Raw genomic sequence first — 17,576 nt, 5'->3', positions numbered from 1 at the left:
CGAAAAGCTGCTTGAGTATGGTTATCCAGCGTTTGTACAGAAAGCCGGCAAGAAAGACAACGCCGCAGGGCATGGGCCGCCGTCCTGACGTTGTTCAGAGCCCGCAGGTACAACGGCTTATGGACAAGTATCACATCCGGGACAAGGGCCACGACCGCACCGCGGTTCGCGGCGTGCCACCATCGCGGCCGGGGCGGCGCGCCACGCCGGGCCATCGGGACCGGCCTCGGTCGCCTCCCCGATACTGCATATCCCTGTCCCGCCGCGCCGAGTTACCATCCGCGCATGGAAACCGAGGACCCCCTGCGGATAGACCTGGATCGACAGGCGCGGATGCCCCTCGCCGGCCAGATCCACCAGGCCATCGGCCTGGCCGTGCGCCAAGGTCGATTGAAGCCGGGCGCACGCCTGCCGTCCTGGCGCGACCTGGCCGCCCAGTTGGGCGTGGCGCGGGGCACGGTACGGGCCGCTTATGAACGTCTGGTCGACGAGCAGCTCCTGACGTCGGCCGGTGCGGCCGGCACCTTCGTATCGCGCCACGGCGTGCCGGCCAGCGCGCCACAGCCCATTGCCGATACGCAGCCGTTGCAGGACTTGATGCCCGTCTATTCGGCGCGCCCCCTGGTGTTCCAGATGGGCGTTCCGGCGCAGGACGTGTTCCCCGTGGCGCTGTGGTCGCGCCTGCTGGCCAAGGCGGCACGCGAATCCGCGGCCGGTCCGGTAGGCTATCCCGACCCGCGTGGCGATCCTCGCCTGCGCGAACAGATTGCCGCGTATCTCGCACTGGCGCGCGGGCTCGCCTGTTCCCCGGCACAGGTGCTGGTGACGAACGGCTATGCCGGCGCGGTCAATCTGGTGATACGCGCGCTGCGGCTCGAAGGCCGGGTCGCCTGGATGGAAGATCCGGGGTTTCCCCTGACCCGCAAAGCGCTGGAATTGGCCGGCATGCGGTTGGCGCACGTGCCGGTCGACTCGCAAGGTATCGATGTGGACGCCGGTATCCGGCGCGCGCCCGACGCCGTGCTGGCGGTCGTGACGGCGGGGCAACAGGCGCCACTGGGCGTCACGCTGGCCCCGGCACGGCGGCACGCACTACTGCAATGGGCCGCACGGCAGCAGGCCTGGATCATCGAAGACGATTACCTGAGCGAACTGCAACTCAAAGGCCGCGCGGCACCCGCGCTGGCCGCCCTCGACGAGGCAGGCCGCGTCCTGCATATCGGCACCTTCAGCAAGACGATCAGTCCGGCCTTGCGACGGGGCTTTATCGTCGTACCGGCCGCGCAGGCGCGGCATTTCGCCGAAGTGGCGGCCTGCCTGGCGCCCGCGGCCGGCGCGGAATCGCAAGCCGCCCTGGCCGAGTTCATGCACCAGGGTCACTATATGCGTCACCTGCGCCGCATGAAGCGCCTCTACGCCGGCCGGCGCGACGCCCTGGCCGCGTGCCTGGGCCGCGCCAGCGCCGATACCGCCACCGCAATGGCGGGGCTGGCGGTGCGGTTGACCCTGCCGCCCGGAACGGACGACGTCGACATCGCCCGTCGAGCCCTGGCACAAGGCCTGGCACCGGTCGCACTCAGTCCCTGGTACGTCTCGGCACCGGCGCAACCGGGCTTGCTGCTGGGAGTGAGCAATGTCTCGGAGGACACCTTGGCCATGGATTGCGAGCGCCTGCTGGGCCTGATCCGCGCGGGCTGACCGCGGTGGATCCACACGCGCGCGGCATCGATCAATGCGCGCAGCCTCCGCGCTTGGCCGCGCGGCTGGCGTTGACACGGTCGCGGATGCCCCCTGCCGGCGCGAAGTACGCTGCTGGCGTGACGGCATCGCTGGCCGGCCTGCTCCTGTTCGCTATCGCTCTGCGCCAGCGGCATCGGGGCGTCGGTTGGCCGCCTGCCGGTGGGCCATGACCGCGACCGACACGCCCAGGGTCGCGGCGATGCCGCCGATCAAAAACACGACGCCGTAGCCGAAATGGTCCGCCAGCAGCCCCGTTGCGGGTCCGGTCGCGCCATAGGCCAGATCCTGGAAAGCGGCGAAGCCGCCCACTGCCGTGCCGCGCAACTGCGGTGGCATGCCTTTGACCACTTCCGAACCCATCGCCGGAAACACCATCGAGCAACCCAGCCCGGTCAGCAAGGCGCCGAACAGGGCCACGACCGGACCAGGGGCAAGCCACAACAGATACTGCCCCGCGGCCTCGATAACCAGGGAAACGATGGCTACCGGCGTGCCGCCGATCCTGTCCGGAAGGTGGCCGAAAAACAGCCGCACCGCCACGAAGCCACCACCGAAGCAGCTCAAGCCCAGTCCCGCATGCGCCCAGCCGCGGCTCAGAAAGTACAGCGAAATGAAGGCGGCGAGCGCGGCGAATCCCACGCCCTGCAGGCACACGGCGGCACCGGGCAGCCAGATGCCACCCAGGATGCGCCAGAACGATTCGCGCCGCCCCCCGTGGGGTTCGACCTCCGGCACCGCGCGTACCAGGCAAGCGCCCAGCAGGGGCAGTGCCGCGCACATCGCCATCAGGCCGGAGAAACCGCCGGCGTGCAGCAGCGCCAATCCCAGAGGACCGCCCACTGCGAACGCACCGTACATCGCAGCGCCCACCAGCGCCATGACCTTGCCGGACCTCGATGGCCCCATCAGCCCGATACCCCAGCTGATCGTCGCCACGATGACGAGGCTTTCGCCCAGGCCGAGCAAAAGCCGGCCGGCCAGGAGCAAGCCGTAGGCGAGCGCGCCATGCAGGTCCGGCAAGGCGGACACCAGGCATAACAGGCAGGCCGCCACATAGACCATCAGGCCGCGCAGCATCGCGTAACGGCTGCCGCGCCGGTCAGCCACGCCGCCAGCCACGTTGCGGGTGAGAATGGTGGAAAGAAACGCGATGCCGACAGCCAGCCCGCCGGCCGCGTTGCTCATGCCGAGATCGCGCGTGACGTAAACGGGCACGACGGGCAGCGCCATTGCCACCGCGAGGTACGAAAGGAAAAGCGCCAGCGTAGTAATGAACATGCGCCGCTGCGCAAGGGAAAGATCGGGGATATCAGACATGAACAAGCCGTCCTGAAGTAGAACGAGGCCTGTTGATCATGGGAAGGAGAGCAAAGACAACGCACCCCGTACCCACTGGATCAGTGGCCGGTGATGCGTTGATTGACGTAAACGCTTACGCTGTGCTGGCCGGAGGCGCGAGCAACAGTGGGCCGCATGGTAGCAAGCCCGCCCTGGGGGCGTCAACGACGGCAAAGACAGAACCGACGAAAACGCCCCTTACCCCGAAGGTTAGTCGACCTCGGCGCCGGAGGCCTTGACCGCGCTGCCCCACTTGGCGACCTCGCTCCGTATGAAGGCGGCCGTGGCGGCCGGCGTCATGGGCATGGGTTCGGCGCCGCGATCGCGCAGATAGGCCTGCATGGCGGGCGTCGCGAGAACCGCACCGATGCGCTGGCTGAGCAGCTCCACGATGGCAGGGGGCGTGTCCTTCGGAGCCAGGACCGCCGCCCAGCCGATCGCTTCGAAGCCTGGATAGCCTGACTCCGCGACCGTGGGCACATCGGGCAATTGCGGCAGGCGCTTGGCCGTGGTGACCGCAAGCGCGATGGCCTTGCCGCTTCGTACATGAGGCAGGCCCGCGGTCACGGAGTCGACCATCAACGGCACCTGGTTGCCCAGGAAGTCCGATTGCGCCGGGCCGCTGCCCTTGTAGGGGATATGCCGGATATCGACGTTGGCCGCGGCCTTGAACATCTCGGCGGACAGGTGTTGGGTTCCCCCCACGCCGGCGCTGGCGTAGGCCAGTTCGCCGGGACGGGCTCGCGCCTGGTCGACCAACTGTTGGAGCGTCTTGATTCCGGATTGAGGATTGGACAGGAACATCAGCGGAACCGAGAACACGCCCGACACCGGCGCGAAATCGTCGGGGAGGCGGTAGTCGACCTTCTTGTATAGCGTCTGGTTGACGGCGGCGGCGCTGCCCGCGATGACCAGGGTATAGCCGTCGGCCGGGGCGCGCGCCGCCTGCCCCATGCCGATATTGCTGCCCGCGCCGGCTCGGTTATCGACGATGATGGGCTGCTTCAGGTCCGCGCCGAGCTGTTCGGCCAGCGCGCGGGCGAAGATATCCGTGGCCTGGCCCGGCGGAAAAGGCACGATGAGGCGCACGGGCCGGTCCGGGTACTGCGCGTGAGCGGCCATGGCGGCCGCGGCCAGCGTAGCGCCGGCGATCCATTGTTTGAACATGATGGTCCCCTCCGAAACAGCGCCAATTATGGCTTATCTGCGGCGGGGGGCCCTGCCCGTGGTTCCCCGCACGATCAGATCGGTGGGGACCACATTCTGTGAGGTCACAGGACGCCCTTCGATGCACGCGAGCAGGTATTCGGCGCTGCGGGTGCCGATCTGGTCCGCGGCCAGCCGCATGGTGGTCAGGGGCGGCGTCGTAAAGCTGGAGAACTCGATATCGTTGATGCCGGCGATCGACAATCGTCCGGGTACGTCGATACCCGCCTCCCGCGCGGCGGCCAGCGCGCCGACCGCCATCAGGTCGGTGCCGCAGATCACGGCGGTAGGGGGATGCGGGTTCTGCAGCAAGGCGCGCATGGCCATCTGCGCCTCCAGTATCTTGTGCGGCATCTCGATCAGATGCTCGTGCCGCAGTTCCAGGCCCCGGGCGCGCAGGGCGGCCCGTACGCCCTTGACGCGATCTTCGGCACGATCGCTGTACTGTCGCATCTGGGTAATCATGCCGAACTCGCGGTGCCCCAGGTCCAGCAGGTAATCGGCCAGCCGGTGCCCTACCGCCACATTGTCGAATCCCACGTAGGGGTGGTCCGGATCGACGGTCCAGCCGTTGACGAGGGGAATCCGTTCTTTCTCCAACAGCTCGTAAAGCGCGGGCGAATGATTGCGCCCGACCAGCAGCAAGCCGGCGATGCCATCGGCGATGAGCGCCCTGACCTGCTTCAGCTCGTCTTCCTGGTCGTAGTACGAGCAGGCCAGCAGCAAGGTATAGCCGGCCTCGCCGATGCGCTTTTGCAGCGCGAACACCCCCAGCGCAAAATTCTGGTTCTCCAGCGACGGAATAACCGCGCCTATGGTCTTGGACCGCTGTGAGGCCAGCGCCCGCGCCGCGGCGTGCGGGGTATAGCCGAGCTGCTGTGCGATGTCGCGCACCCGGCTGCGCAAGGCCTCGCGCACGGTGCCGCTGCCATTGAGCACACGGGACACGGTGGCCGTCGACACCCCGGCGGCGCGGGCCACGTCCAGCACGGAAGGCGCATGCGACTTGCGCCGCGACGCTCTTTTTTTCGGCTCACTGCTCAACTTGCACCTGATCGGTATGGAAATGCATGGCGCCTGCCATGCGCCCATACTATACGATGCGGTCCGGATCGCCGTCGAACTCCACCATGCAGCCGAAACCGCCATGGAAAAGCGCTTCCTGCGCATCCTCGGCAGACCCCGCCAGGATGGCGGCCGCAGCGGTCTCCGCATCGTCGCGCGGGGCGTAGCCCAGGAATCTCGCGTTCGCATTGCTCCAGCGGTTGCGGGCGTTGGCAGAGACGCCATACACGACAACGTAGTGATAGTCGGGATGCTCGATGCAGCGCTGGGTCAGCTGCACCATGTCACGGTGGCTGATCCAGGTGGACAGGTGGCGCGGCGCGGTGGGCCTGTCGTCCGGACGGAAGGAGCCGATGCGCAAGCACGCCACCGACATGCCGTGCTTGTCCGCATACAACCGCCCTATTGCTTCGCCGAAGACCTTGGAGGCCCCATAGCGGCTGTCCGGCCGCAAGGTCGCCGTGTCATCGATCATGCGATCGCGCCGATGGAAGCCCACGGCATGGTTGGAGCTGGCGAATACGACACGTTTCACCCCTGCGCGGCGCGCGCTCTCGAAGACGTTGTAGCAGCCGTCGATGTTCATGTCGCGGATGCGCTCCCAGGTGTCCTCGTCCGGAATACCGGCAAGGTGCACCACGCAATCCATGCCCGCCATGGCGGGCTCCAGGGTTTCGGGCCGCCGGATGTCCACCGCGCAGACTTCCTCGCCAGGGCCGGCCGGCGCCTGTGGCGCAATATCCGCCAGCCGCAGGACGTCATAGCGGCCTGCTAACCCGGCACGCAGCGCCCGGCCGATATGGCCGGCGGCGCCGGTGACTAGAATTCGCTTCATATGCATCCACCTTCATCATCACAGTAGGAGCGTGGCGGCCATCAAGGGCCGCCCCATGGCAGGACTACGCGGCTCAACGGGCGGGAAGCGGCGTCGCGGGGACCGTGGGCCGATGGCTGCGGATCATGAACACCATTGCCAGCACGCCGGCGAAATCGATCAGCGCACCGAACAGGAATGCGCTGTGGTAGCCCCCGAAATACTGGATCAGGAAGCCCGTCAGCGCCGGCCCGATGATGCCGGACAGATTGCTCAGGAAATGGATAAAGCCACCCACGCCGCCCTGGCGACGCAGGGGGATGATCTCGTGCTGGATGGCCCATATCGACTGGCATGACCCGGTCAGGAACAACAGCGCCGCCGCGATCAACGCAATGGCGGCGGTCAGCGAGGTCGCCGAGGTGATGCTCAACACCGCCACGCCCGACAGGGCCAAGGGGATGGTGGCCACCAGCTTGCGAGCCCGGACCGGATCGTCCATGCGCTTATAGATGAAGTCACCGACCAACCCGCCGCCGAAATAGCCAATGGCGCCGCAGACCCAGGGGATCGACGTCATGACGCTCATCTGGCGGATATCCAGATGCAGCGCATCGGTCAGGTAGCTGGGCAGCCATGAAATGAACACGTATTGCGTGTAGTTCACCGCGAAGAGCCCCGCGCCCAGGGCCAGGGTACTGGGCCGGCGAAGATACGATCCGAGCGTGGTGCCGTCGTCCTCGACATTGCGCGCTTCCGCTTCGGCGCGGCTTTCGTCGATCAAGCGCAGTTCCTCTGGGCCGACGCGGCGGCTCTCGCGGGGCTTGTCGGTCACCAGCCAGCGCCAGCAGGCAATCCAGACAAAGCCCAGGACGGCGATGACCACGAACGATGCGCGCCAGCCGAAGGCGACCGCGACCAGTCCGACGATGGGTCCAGCCACCGCGTTGCCCAGCGTCTGCCCTGAAAAGGTAAACCCGATCATGGTCGCCGTTTCGTGGCGAGGAAACCAATTCGAAATGGTGCGATTGGTGTTCGAGCTCATGGGCCCTTCGCCGATCCCGAACATCGCCCTGAATAGCAGCAGCGTGAAGAAGCCGGTGGCGACCGCCGTCAGTCCGCAGAACAGCGACCAGATCGCCATGGCCCAGGTGAATACCCGCATCGTTCCCCACTTGTCGGAGAAATAGCCCCCGAGAAAGGAAAAAATGGAGTAACCGACGAAGAAGCTGCTGAATATGATGCCGAGCTGGGACGGCGACAGATCCAGCGCCTTGCCGACCAGCGGCGCCACGATGCCCAGGGCGGCGCGGTCCATGTAATTGATCGCGCCTGCCACGAACAGCAGCAAGGCGACGACATAACGGTACTTTCCGGTGCTCATTGTCTCCAACCTCCAGATGGGGTGTCGTTGTTGTTGGAGCGCTCGCATCGGATCGTCGCCGGACGTGAAGCGACGGGCAGCCGCGGGCGCCCACTGCCTCCAAAAATGTAAGCAAACTATGTAATCGCTTTCTTTTCGGAGACGTACAGGACAAACAACAAATCAGCTTCTGCGCCCGCGCGCGGCTTTTGCAGCCACTATAGACCTGTTGCCGACTCCAGGCAACGGAAAGCGCTTACATTTTTCGCGGGATACACCGTATAGTGCGACATCCCTCACCCGCCGCCGGCATCCCCATGGAGACCCATCATGTGGCAGCAAACGACACGCTATCCCGATCCCCGCATCATTTCCCTGGACCCTTCCTTCGACAGGTACCGGATCGCCCTGGGGGCCGTGGAGCGCCTGGCGTCGGGCTTGCGCTGGGCCGAAGGCCCGGTGTGGTTTGGTGATGGCCGGTATCTGCTGTTCAGCGACATCCCGAACAACCGGATCATGAAATGGGAGGAGGAAACGGGCCAGGTGTCCGTGTTCCGCAAGCCGTCCAACTACGCCAACGGCAACACGCGCGACCGGCAGGGCCGGCTGATCACGTGCGAGCACGGACGCCGCGTCACGCGCACCGAATACGACGGCAGCATCACGGTCCTGGCGGACCGCTTCGAGGGGAAACCGCTGAACTCGCCGAACGATGTCGTCGTGAAATCGGACGGCTCGATCTGGTTCACCGACCCGCCCATGGGCATTGCCGGGTACTACGAGGGCGTCAAGGCGGAACAGGAGCTGCCCCACTCCGTCTATCGCATCGACGGCATCACCGGCGCGGTCTCAGTGGTGACGCGCGATCTCAAAGGCCCGAACGGCCTGTGCTTTTCCCCCGATGAGCGGCGGCTGTACATCATCGAATCGCGCGGCGTGCCGAACCGCCTGATTCACGTATACGAGGTCGCGGCGGACGGACGGACCCTGGGACCGGGCCGGGTATTCCACGACGCCGGGCCCGGCACCATCGACGGCATGCGCGCCGACATCGACGGCAATCTATGGTGCGGCTGGGGCATGGGCAGCGACGAACTGGACGGCGTCATGGTGATATCGCCCCAGGGCAAGTTGATAGGCCGCATCGCCCTGCCGGAACGCTGCGCGAACCTGTGCTTCGGCGGCCCCGCGCGCAACCGCCTTTTCATGGCGGCATCGCAATCGATCTACGCCGTGTACGTCAACACGCAGGGCGTCGCGGGCGGATGAACACGCTGCCGCGCGCCCGCCTCTGGTGCAAGCGGCAATGGCAGCGGCAACGCCGGGGGAAAGCGCGGCTTTCTTACTGGCCAGGAGACGTCTCGCCGCTCCCCCGGCCCAGCGGCGAGACGGTATAGCCCGGGTTCTGACGGGCAGGGCCGCACATATGGCCCTCTCTTCCAAGCGACGCCGTCAGCATCCGCCCGCCCAGGGAGATCGCCACGGATTCGAACGCCACACAGTTATTGGCCCCATAGGCATCGCTGGAGACCCAGCGCGCCACGCTGGTCAACTCGGCGCCCGCCGGCACGGTGACAGGAAGCAGAACGGGGCCTGGGTGCATGCCGGGCGCGGTGCGCGGCGACACGAGGACGGGGCGGCCGCCACCATCCAGGAAGGTCAGCTCCGGACGCGCCGGCACGGTGCACGCGACCGGTCCGCGGTTGCGCAGGACCAGCAAGGTACCGGAATGCGACATGCCGTCGAACTCACCATTCTTCGCGTCGGCCTTGAATGACAGTTGCGCGGGGCCACACGCGGGGGTCGGGTTGGCGAGGCCGGCCGCGGGCGCTGGCGACGTCCCGGCCGATGCGTGCGGCAGCATGCAGCACAACAGGGCCGCGGCGAGGCCTGCGCGCGGATACGACCAGGATGCATATTTCATCGTTGTGCCGTCCTGTCCAGGAGCAGATCGATATCGAGGCGGCACCCTGCAAGGCGCTGCCATCCATGGGGCCGAATGCCTGGGTCTGTCCCGGCTGGCATCACCAGCACGGACGCGTCGCCGCAGGACCAACGCCCCGCCAGGATTATGCGCGCGTACCGGCCGGCTGCGGCGCAAGTCGCGCCGCAGGCCACCGCCCCCAGCGCAATATATTGCTACCGGGTCATTCCCGATCATCGCAGTCGCAGGATGCCGGAGCTTCTCGGGTACCGGCCGCGACCTCCCACTTCAATCGGGCGAGCGGGCTTTCATGAGCCCGTTCGTTACTTTTCTCCCGGGCAAGCCACCACGGGCCGCGACATCATGCGACGCCGGCCATAGAACACGGTGCTCACCACCAGGGCGGCCATCAGGCAGAACTCCGTGATCAGGACCGCCGATGCCGCTTGCAGGTAATCGCCCCCGGGCGCATTCAGGAACCGCGTCAACACCGTTCCGAACAGTGCCGGGCCCAGCCCCAGCGCGCTTTGCTGCACCGTCGACAAGGTGGCGCTGCCCGCGCCGGCCTGCTCAGGGCGCACTTCCGAAAGCCCGATGCGAAAGAAACAGCCAACGATGAAGGCCTGTCCCAGGCCGATCGGCACCGTGGCCGCCATCAGGTTGAATACGGAGGGTGTGGGCCATACTGTCCGCAGCGTGAGCCACAGGGCCAACAGCCCGCTCATCTGCACCAGGCAGCCGAACACGAGCACCGACGTTTTATCGAAACGGGCCACCACGCGGCTGGTCAGCAGGGAACCAACGAAATAGGCGACGCCCATGGCGACGAAGGTATTGCCCGACGACAGCGGCGACATCCCTGCCCCTGCCTGCAAAGTGAGCGCCATGCAAAACATGAAGCCGCTCCAGCTCGAAAAGAACAGGATGGCGGTCCACACCCCGAACCGAATACTGGGCAGGCGCAGCAAGGACGGCGGCAACAAAGGCAGGCCCTTGCGATGCTCCTGGCGCAGTTCAACATTCCACAGCACATACAGCAGGACCGGCACCATCGCCAGCATCAGCTCGCAAGGCCATGGCCAATGCAGCGCCGATCCTACGGACATCGGGATCAGCAGGCACAGGATCACCGACGCCAACAACCAGGTCCCGGGCCAGTCGATGCTGGCCGGATGCGGTGAGCGGGTCTCCGGCAACACGCGGGGTGCATACGCCATCACCACCAGTCCGATGGGCAGGTTGATCAGGAACACGCTGCGCCAGCCCAACCCGCCCACGTCCATCGACACGAGCAGTCCGCCCAGCACTTGGCCCACGACGAATGCGAGGCCGCCGATCGCGCCATACAGGCCCAGGGCCCGCGAATGTTCGGGGCCGCGCAGGGTGACGTGTATCGTCGCGAGTATCTGCGGCATCGCGAGCGCCGCCGCCACGCCTTGCAGGGCGCGCGCGGCCAGCAGCAGCCATACCGAATTGGCCAGGCCGCATAGCAGCGATGCCACCGTAAACAGCATCACGCCCCAGCTGAACACCCGGCGCCGGCCATAGTTGTCGCCCAGCCTGCCGCCCATCGCAAGGCAGACGGCGAACGCCACGCCGTAGACGGCCACGATCAGCTCCAGCTCCATCTCGCTTGCATGCAGGGTATGCGCCATCGCGTCCAGCGCGACATTGACAATGGAGAAGTCGATCATGGGCAGCAGTTGTCCTGCCAGCAGCAGGTACAGGCCGGCTCGGCCAAGGCGCGCGGGGGAAGATGCAGCAGTCATCGGGTGTGGGGTTGCACCCGGAGGGGACCACGGGCGCGACAACGTAGGGACAGTCGAACGGGCAGTATATTGTGCACTGCAGTAATCGCGGGCCATTGCCCCTGCCGCGCCCAGGGTCGGCGCGTTCAGTGTAGATTCAGCGCATGTCGCTCCGCCTACCTCCCCTGTCCACCCTGCGTCTCTTCGAAGCGGCCGGCCGCCTGCAAAGTTTCAAGCTCGCCGCCGCGGAACTGAACGTGACGCCCAGCGCCGTCAGCCATGGCATCGTCAGCCTGGAATCCTACCTGGGCGTGGCGCTGTTCATCAGGCAACCGCGGCGCCTGGTCCTGACGCCGGAAGGCGCCGATTACCTTACCTATGTCTCCGAGGCCTTCGGCCTGCTCGCGGCCGGAATGCAGCGGCTGCAACCCTGCGGCGGCCCCGCCCGGATCACGCTCACCTGCGCGCCCACGTTGGCGTCGCGCTGGCTGCTGCCCCGCCTGCCGGCGTTTCGCAAGCTGTGGCCGCAGGTCGATATCAGCCTGGATACTTCACCGCGGCATGCCGGCTTTCCCGCCGACGGCTTCGACTTCGCGATCCGCATGAGCCGTACACCGTCAGGCGGTCCGGCATGGACCCGGCTGTTCGGCGAACACCTCATCCCCGTGTGCAGCCCGGCCTATCTCCAGCACCTGGCCGTTAGGGAAGGCCATATCGAACTGGAGCGAGCCACGCTTCTGCACGTGGTTTCAGCGGGCGAGGACTGGCAGGCCTGGCTGGACGCGACGGGCACATCGGGCATGGACCTGTCCGCAGGCATGCGCTTCGATACGATCCAGCTCGCGATAGAGGCGGCCATGGCCGGCCTGGGTATCGTGCTGGGACGGCTGCCGCTGATCGGGGCGGAGTTGTCCGCGGGGACGCTCGTACCGGCGAGTCCCCATCGCGTGCCCGCGCAGACCGCGTACTGGCTGATCAGCGCCGAAGACGTGACGCGGCGACCCGCCCTGTCCGCCTTCCGGCAATGGCTGCTCGAGGAGGCCAGCGCGTGTGCCGGCGAGCCGGACGCCGGCATCCTGGGCAGTGGGCGGCCCGACACGTCCTTGCGCGGCGTCCCCACGCCATCCAGGTGAACGGAATTCACTCACGGACGAAATCTTTTCCGTTGTCCCGGAGAGCGGGCTGCGGCGATCATACGGGCCAGGAGACTGACACGCATGCCTACCCTTCCCTCAGCGACCTCGACATCCTCGCACCGCCTCGTTGTCGCCGTACTTGCCGGCGCATTGATCCTGAGCGTGGCCATGGGCATCCGACAGACCTTCGGGCTGTACGTCGGGCCGTTCTCCTATGATCGCGGGGTGCCGGTAACGCTGGTCGCGCTGGCCATTGCCCTGCACAACCTGGTATGGGGCCTGGCGCAACCCTTCGCCGGCGCGGCGGCCGACCGCTACGGCTCCGCGCCGGTCGTCGCCTTCGGCGCGGTCGTGCTGGCGGCCGGCCTGGCGCTGGCGGCCCTGGCTCCTTCCGGCGGCATGCTGGTCCTGAGCATGGGACTGCTGGTCGGCATCGGCATCAGTTGCACCGCGTTCGGCGTGGTGCTCCCGGCGATCGGCCGTATTGCATCCCCGCACACGCGCAGCGTTGCCATGGGATGGGTCAGCGCGGGCGGATCGCTGGGTCAGGTCGTCATGGTGCCCCTCGCTCAGTTCGTGCGCGAATCGTCCGGAATCTCTGCGTCGCTGCTCGTGCTTGCCGCCACGATCCTGCTGGTGGCGCCGTTCGGCGTCATCATGGAGCGTCGACCCGTGCGCGACACCACCGCACCCGCCTCGCCGCCTCCTTCCCTGCGCAACGTGCTGGCGCAGGCCGGTCGCCATCGCGGCTTCCGGCTGCTCACCCTGGGCTTTTTCACTTGCGGCTTCCAGCTTGCATTCATCGCGACGCATCTGCCGCAATACCTGGCGCTTTGCCATATGCCACCGGCGTTGGGGGCGACCGCGCTGGCGCTGATCGGCCTGTTCAACATGGCGGGCAGCTGGACATGCGGATGGCTGGGCGGACGCTATCGCCAGCAGCACGTACTGGGTTGGCTCTATCTGATCCGCGGCGTCACCATCGCGGCTTTTTTCCTGCTGCCCAAGACCACGCTCACAGTGGTCGTCTTTGCCGCGATCATGGGCCTGACATGGCTGGGGACCGTGCCCCTGACCAGCGGCCTGGTGGCCAAGGTCTTCGGCATCCGGCACCTGGGCACCCTCTTCGGCGTGTGCTTCTTCAGTCACCAGATCGGCTCCTTCCTGGGCGCCTGGCTGGGTGGCCTGGTGCTGGACATGACCGGCTCCTATTCGCTGCTGTGGATTTTCACGGCGGCCGCGGGGCTGGTCGCCGCGCTGCTGCATTTTCCGATCGACGACCGCACGGTGGATGTGTCGGCTTCGCCGGCGCGGACCGCCGCGGCGTGAGCGCCGTCGCGGCTCCGCATCGGGTGCGCTGCGTGATCTTGCGGCAAGCGCGCGTCCGATAAGCGCGTGGGTCCGGAACCTTCGATGCGAGCGCCGTACTCAGGGGCCTCCTTTCCAACATTCCCACGGAGGCCTTCATGACCCTATCGGCAGCCAGTCACCAGATTGGCCCTACAAGCGCGATGCCGGACATCGCCCAGCAGCCGGCCGCGCGCACATCCGGCCCGCCCGCGCACACGGACACATTGGTCCAGGAGCTGTCCGCCGTGGGGGTGAACGACACGCAGGGCACCAGGCCTTCCCGTGAAGTCGGGTCCGGCATTCCTGCCCGGCGCCCGGCGCGTTCGGTGGACGTGTCGCCCATCGAAGAATCGCCGCCGTCAAGCGGGCTGTCGCTGAAAGGAATCGCCGAATGGCTGGCACGCATCGACATGCGCTCGGATGTCGCCGTGCTCGGCGAGCTGCTCATCAACGGCCGGGACGATAAGGGACCATCCCGTCCCCCGCAAGGCCGCTGAACCTGCCTGCGCCACACGCCGGCCCCGATCGCGTCCATTGCGGACGCCATCGGCGCTTCATACGTGCCGGCTCGGGGCATGCGGACCCGGCGGCATCGCCATCACCACACGGCACTACAATCCCGTCGGTCCACACTTGCCGACGGTCCCATCGATGAATACGCCGACCCGACATCGTTGCACCTGGGCGTCCGACGACGCCTTGATGCGCGAATACCACGACCGAGAATGGGGCGTCCCCCAGCGGGACAGCCGCATGCTGTGGGAAATGCTGATGCTGGAAGGCTTCCAGGCGGGCCTTGCCTGGATCACGGTATTGCGCAAGCGCGATGCATTCCGGCTGGCCTTCGACGGCTTCGAGCCGGCCGCGGTCGCACGCTACGGTGCGGCCGATGTCGAACGGCTCATGGACAACCCCGGCATCATCCGGGCCCGCGCCAAGATCGAAGCCACCATACGAGGCGCGCAGATCTACTGCGAGATGCAGGAAAAGGGTGAATCCTTCAGCGACTTCTGCTGGTCGTTCACGGATGGCAAGGCGCTGCAAGGCGACGGCAAAAGCCGCCTGGTCAGCACCCCGTTGTCAGAGCAGATATCCAAGGCGCTGAAGGCCCGTGGATTCAAGTTCGTGGGCCCCACCATCGTCTACGCCTGGATGCAGGCCGTCGGCATTGTCAATGACCACGCCGACGATTGTTTCCGGCGACCGGAAGTCCGGTAACGCTCCGCCACGCCACCATCCGCCTGGAGTCTTTGCGCAACCGCTGCCGTATTGCCTCAATACCTGCCATCCCGGGGACAGGACAGCGGGCCGCTGGACTCAAAATGTCTGGATGATGCTGTTCACTGCAGGCATGAATCGCGCGCGATACCTGCTTTCAAGGTCGACGAATTCCTTCAGCGGCATCGACTGGACGTTGTTGCACGTTCCTGTGCCCTCGCTGCCATCCACCGACCGGGCGCCGGGGCCACTTCCGTAGTTGGTCAGGACCCAATACGCCACACACACCGCGGCTACGGTGAAGACAGCCCGCGCTGCCTGGCGGATGACCTGTATCGCATCGACCGGCGAGAAGGAATCCGAGAAATCGACAGGGGTATCGTTGGGTCCGAAGGGGGTACGTTCGTCCCAGGTTGGATTGGCGACCAGAGGACCGAGCACACCCCGATTCTCGACCCTGGCATTGATGACGATGGTGTGAGGAACGACTGTTCCATCGAATCCTGCGATGAAACCGCCGTTGGAAAAGGGAGACGCGTACAGGTTCCCCGTCACCGGGCCGTAAGTCAGCATTTCCCCTATGTTCCCGCCCGGGTCGTTCTGGCGGTTCAAGCCGTTCCTGAAGGCGTGAAGGACCAGAGGCGCGCGCCGAAAGTTCTGGTCCACGCGTATCTGAAGCAGCAGGCCATACCGGAACGATTCCATGCGCAGCGTCGCCATTGCCTCGACGGGACTTCCATAGGCGAGCAAAAAGTGCCTGTGGGTCAGGGGCATGACCATGAAGTTCAGGAACTCCTGCGCCAGGCGGTCCGATTCACGCGGCGTCAGTCGTATGTCCTGACCGCCGAAGATACCGTTCATCAGGTCCTCGGCCTGGGCCGCCGACTGGGTCGGAATGAAAATCCACGCATCGACGGCCAGGCACTTCCCGGAAAACACCACAAGCGGGACAAACAGCACGCACTGCAGGACGAATGATTGCAAACGTGACATGTCGCCTCCACCTGCGGGTCAGCAAAGCTTGTCGGGTGCTCATGGAGCACTACTCGTCTGAAAATGTATGGATGATGCCGTTCACGGCCGGCGAAAATCGCGCGCGATACCCGGCTTCAAGCCCGTCGAATTCCGTCAGCTGCATCAACGCAACGTTCGTGCACGTTCCCGTGCCGGCGCTGGCATCCTCCGGTTGACCGCCTGGCCCGCTTCCATAGTTGGTAAGCACCCAATAGGCCACACACACCGCCGCCACGGTAAAAATGTTCCTCGCCGCTTGCCGGATGACCTGGATGGCCCGCGGCGTCATGGCGGTGGGCGGATCCGAAAAATCGACAGGGGTATTGTTGGGGCCGAATGGCGTATTGGGATCCCAGGCCGGATTCTCCACCGCCGGATCAAGCACACCGCGATGCTGGATGCTGGCATTGATTACCGCGGTATGAGGAACGGTTGTTCCGTCGAATCCTGCAACAAAGCCGCCTCTGGAAATGGGCGAGGCATACAGATTCCCGAACACAGGGCCGAATTCGAGCATTCTCCTGAGGCTGCCGCTGGGATCGTTCTCCGCGGTCAGCTCCTTGCTGAACGCCCAGATGACCTGGTCGGCGACGCGAAAGTTCATATCAACACGGATTTGCAGCAGCAGGCCATACTGGAATGCCTCCCTGTTGAGGCTGCCGGTTGCCTGGCGTGGCGTCCCATACGCGAACAGGAAATGCCTGTGAGTCAGGGGGGTAACCAGGAAGTTCAGGAACTCCTGAGCCAGCAGATCCGATTCGCGCGGTGTCAGCTCTATATCCTGGCCCCCGAATATCCTGTCCATCAGGCTCTCCGCCTGGGCCGCGGACTGGGTCGGAATAAAAATCCACGCATTCACCGCCATACACTTTCCGGACAACATCACAAGCGGCACGAACAGCACGCACTGCAGAACGAAGGACTGGAAGCGCGACATATCAGGCCCCTACGGGTGCGGAAAGCCTACGGAAGTCTCATGGATACCATACCTGGATACTCTCGGCCCACCCTCCGTTGCAGTTGCCGCTCCAGTCCACCAAGGCCACCTTTTGTCCCAACGCCATGGCTTGCAGGGCCGTTGCATAGATGATTCTTCCGCTGTTGAAGTCGGTGGTCGCGTGGCTATAGAACCTGAATTGGACGGTATCGCCGTTGGACCAGCTCGGACCGGTAGGTGACAGCCATAGCAGCCAATCGTCCCATCCATTCATGGCGGGAAACATGCCGACGATATATCCCGCCATGCATGTTTGCTGGCTATCGTTCGCGGGCTGCCCAGGCCGTTGGGATGCCGGCGGCGCCGATGGCGCGGACTGGTTCGAGCGGGCGGGAGGCCCGCTGCTTACGGTCGGATGCCGGTCTTGCGGACTCGGCTGTTGGTCCGCCACGGCATCGAGCGAGGTAAGCAGCATCAGCGTGGCAAGTGCAGAAGCCTTGATAATCTTCATATCCGTTTTCCTCGTGTGGATTTCCCGGAGAGGGGCGCGACGCCCTGCCTTCCATAAGGCGGCCCATCCACTCACATATCCAGCGTTGCCTCTATCCCGGGTACGCGACCGATGGCGCTACTGGTTCGCGAGTGCGGAATAATTAGGCCTGAGGACCTTCGGCCCTGGGTGTCGTTGTTTGTAACGAGGGGAGAAGGCAAAAACGAAGAACT

The 17,576-nt window shown here is 65.6% G+C and carries 16 protein-coding genes; 6 read left to right on the top strand and 10 right to left on the bottom strand.

Annotation, left to right across the window (positions count from 1 at the left end):
• Positions 1-285 precede the first annotated feature (285 nt).
• Positions 286-1,698, top strand: a complete 1,413-nt coding sequence (gene pdxR, locus BAU07_RS10815) for a MocR-like pyridoxine biosynthesis transcription factor PdxR (RefSeq protein ID WP_066657259.1) — start codon at positions 286-288, stop codon at positions 1,696-1,698.
• Between the two features lie 153 nt (positions 1,699-1,851).
• Here the strand turns inward: pdxR and BAU07_RS10810 are convergent, their stop codons facing one another.
• From BAU07_RS10810 to BAU07_RS10790, 5 genes are all read right to left on the bottom strand, one after another.
• Complete coding sequence (locus BAU07_RS10810) at positions 1,852-3,057, bottom strand: arabinose transporter (protein ID WP_066657256.1); 1,206 nt, start codon at positions 3,055-3,057, stop codon at positions 1,852-1,854.
• Positions 3,058-3,288: 231 nt separating this feature from the next.
• The gene (locus BAU07_RS10805; RefSeq protein ID WP_066657253.1) at positions 3,289-4,245 is read right to left on the bottom strand and encodes a tripartite tricarboxylate transporter substrate binding protein; all 957 of its coding nucleotides are present in this window, start codon (positions 4,243-4,245) and stop codon (positions 3,289-3,291) included.
• A gap of 33 nt (positions 4,246-4,278) precedes the next feature.
• Positions 4,279-5,274: a LacI family DNA-binding transcriptional regulator gene (locus BAU07_RS10800; protein ID WP_198168897.1), complete on the bottom strand. Its 996-nt coding sequence runs from the start codon at positions 5,272-5,274 to the stop codon at positions 4,279-4,281.
• A gap of 103 nt (positions 5,275-5,377) precedes the next feature.
• The gene (locus BAU07_RS10795) at positions 5,378-6,184 is read right to left on the bottom strand and encodes an NAD-dependent epimerase/dehydratase family protein (RefSeq protein ID WP_066665272.1); all 807 of its coding nucleotides are present in this window, start codon (positions 6,182-6,184) and stop codon (positions 5,378-5,380) included.
• A 73-nt stretch (positions 6,185-6,257) separates the two neighbouring features.
• Entirely contained in the window at positions 6,258-7,547 is a 1,290-nt protein-coding gene (locus BAU07_RS10790; RefSeq protein ID WP_066657249.1) for an MFS transporter, read from the bottom strand.
• Positions 7,548-7,856: 309 nt separating this feature from the next.
• On the opposite strand from BAU07_RS10790, the gene BAU07_RS10785 reads away from it, so the two are divergent.
• Positions 7,857-8,795 (top strand): SMP-30/gluconolactonase/LRE family protein, encoded by a 939-nt coding sequence (locus BAU07_RS10785; protein WP_066657242.1) that lies wholly within the window; start codon positions 7,857-7,859, stop codon positions 8,793-8,795.
• A gap of 73 nt (positions 8,796-8,868) precedes the next feature.
• Here BAU07_RS10785 and BAU07_RS26785 read toward each other — a convergent pair whose 3' ends face one another.
• Positions 8,869-9,450 (bottom strand): DUF4232 domain-containing protein, encoded by a 582-nt coding sequence (locus BAU07_RS26785; protein WP_198168896.1) that lies wholly within the window; start codon positions 9,448-9,450, stop codon positions 8,869-8,871.
• 323 nt (positions 9,451-9,773) lie between these two features.
• Positions 9,774-11,219, bottom strand: a complete 1,446-nt coding sequence (locus BAU07_RS10775) for an MFS transporter (RefSeq protein ID WP_066657240.1) — start codon at positions 11,217-11,219, stop codon at positions 9,774-9,776.
• 143 nt (positions 11,220-11,362) lie between these two features.
• On the opposite strand from BAU07_RS10775, the gene BAU07_RS10770 reads away from it, so the two are divergent.
• From BAU07_RS10770 to BAU07_RS10755, 4 genes are all read left to right on the top strand, one after another.
• Entirely contained in the window at positions 11,363-12,331 is a 969-nt protein-coding gene (locus BAU07_RS10770; protein ID WP_066657238.1) for a LysR substrate-binding domain-containing protein, read from the top strand.
• A gap of 84 nt (positions 12,332-12,415) precedes the next feature.
• Positions 12,416-13,663: an MFS transporter gene (locus BAU07_RS10765; RefSeq protein ID WP_066657236.1), complete on the top strand. Its 1,248-nt coding sequence runs from the start codon at positions 12,416-12,418 to the stop codon at positions 13,661-13,663.
• 137 nt (positions 13,664-13,800) lie between these two features.
• Positions 13,801-14,181 (top strand): hypothetical protein, encoded by a 381-nt coding sequence (locus BAU07_RS10760; protein WP_157122184.1) that lies wholly within the window; start codon positions 13,801-13,803, stop codon positions 14,179-14,181.
• 154 nt (positions 14,182-14,335) lie between these two features.
• A complete protein-coding gene (locus tag BAU07_RS10755) occupies positions 14,336-14,902 on the top strand; it encodes a DNA-3-methyladenine glycosylase I (RefSeq protein ID WP_066657227.1) in 567 nt (188 codons plus the stop codon).
• A gap of 99 nt (positions 14,903-15,001) precedes the next feature.
• Here the strand turns inward: BAU07_RS10755 and BAU07_RS10750 are convergent, their stop codons facing one another.
• The 3 genes from BAU07_RS10750 to BAU07_RS10740 are packed head-to-tail and all read right to left on the bottom strand — an operon-like array spanning position 15,002 to position 17,364.
• Positions 15,002-15,895, bottom strand: coding sequence for a hypothetical protein (locus BAU07_RS10750; RefSeq protein ID WP_066657224.1), 894 nt, complete (start codon positions 15,893-15,895; stop codon positions 15,002-15,004).
• Between the two features lie 49 nt (positions 15,896-15,944).
• The gene (locus BAU07_RS10745; protein WP_066657221.1) at positions 15,945-16,853 is read right to left on the bottom strand and encodes a hypothetical protein; all 909 of its coding nucleotides are present in this window, start codon (positions 16,851-16,853) and stop codon (positions 15,945-15,947) included.
• A 37-nt stretch (positions 16,854-16,890) separates the two neighbouring features.
• Positions 16,891-17,364, bottom strand: coding sequence for a hypothetical protein (locus BAU07_RS10740; protein ID WP_066657218.1), 474 nt, complete (start codon positions 17,362-17,364; stop codon positions 16,891-16,893).
• Positions 17,365-17,576: the final 212 nt, after the last annotated feature.

Source organism: Bordetella flabilis, from assembly GCF_001676725.1.
GTDB classification, from domain to species: Bacteria; Pseudomonadota; Gammaproteobacteria; order Burkholderiales; family Burkholderiaceae_B; genus Bordetella_C; species Bordetella_C flabilis.
Note: the sequence above shows the minus strand (reverse complement) of the source record. Positions and strands in the feature narration are given on the sequence as shown.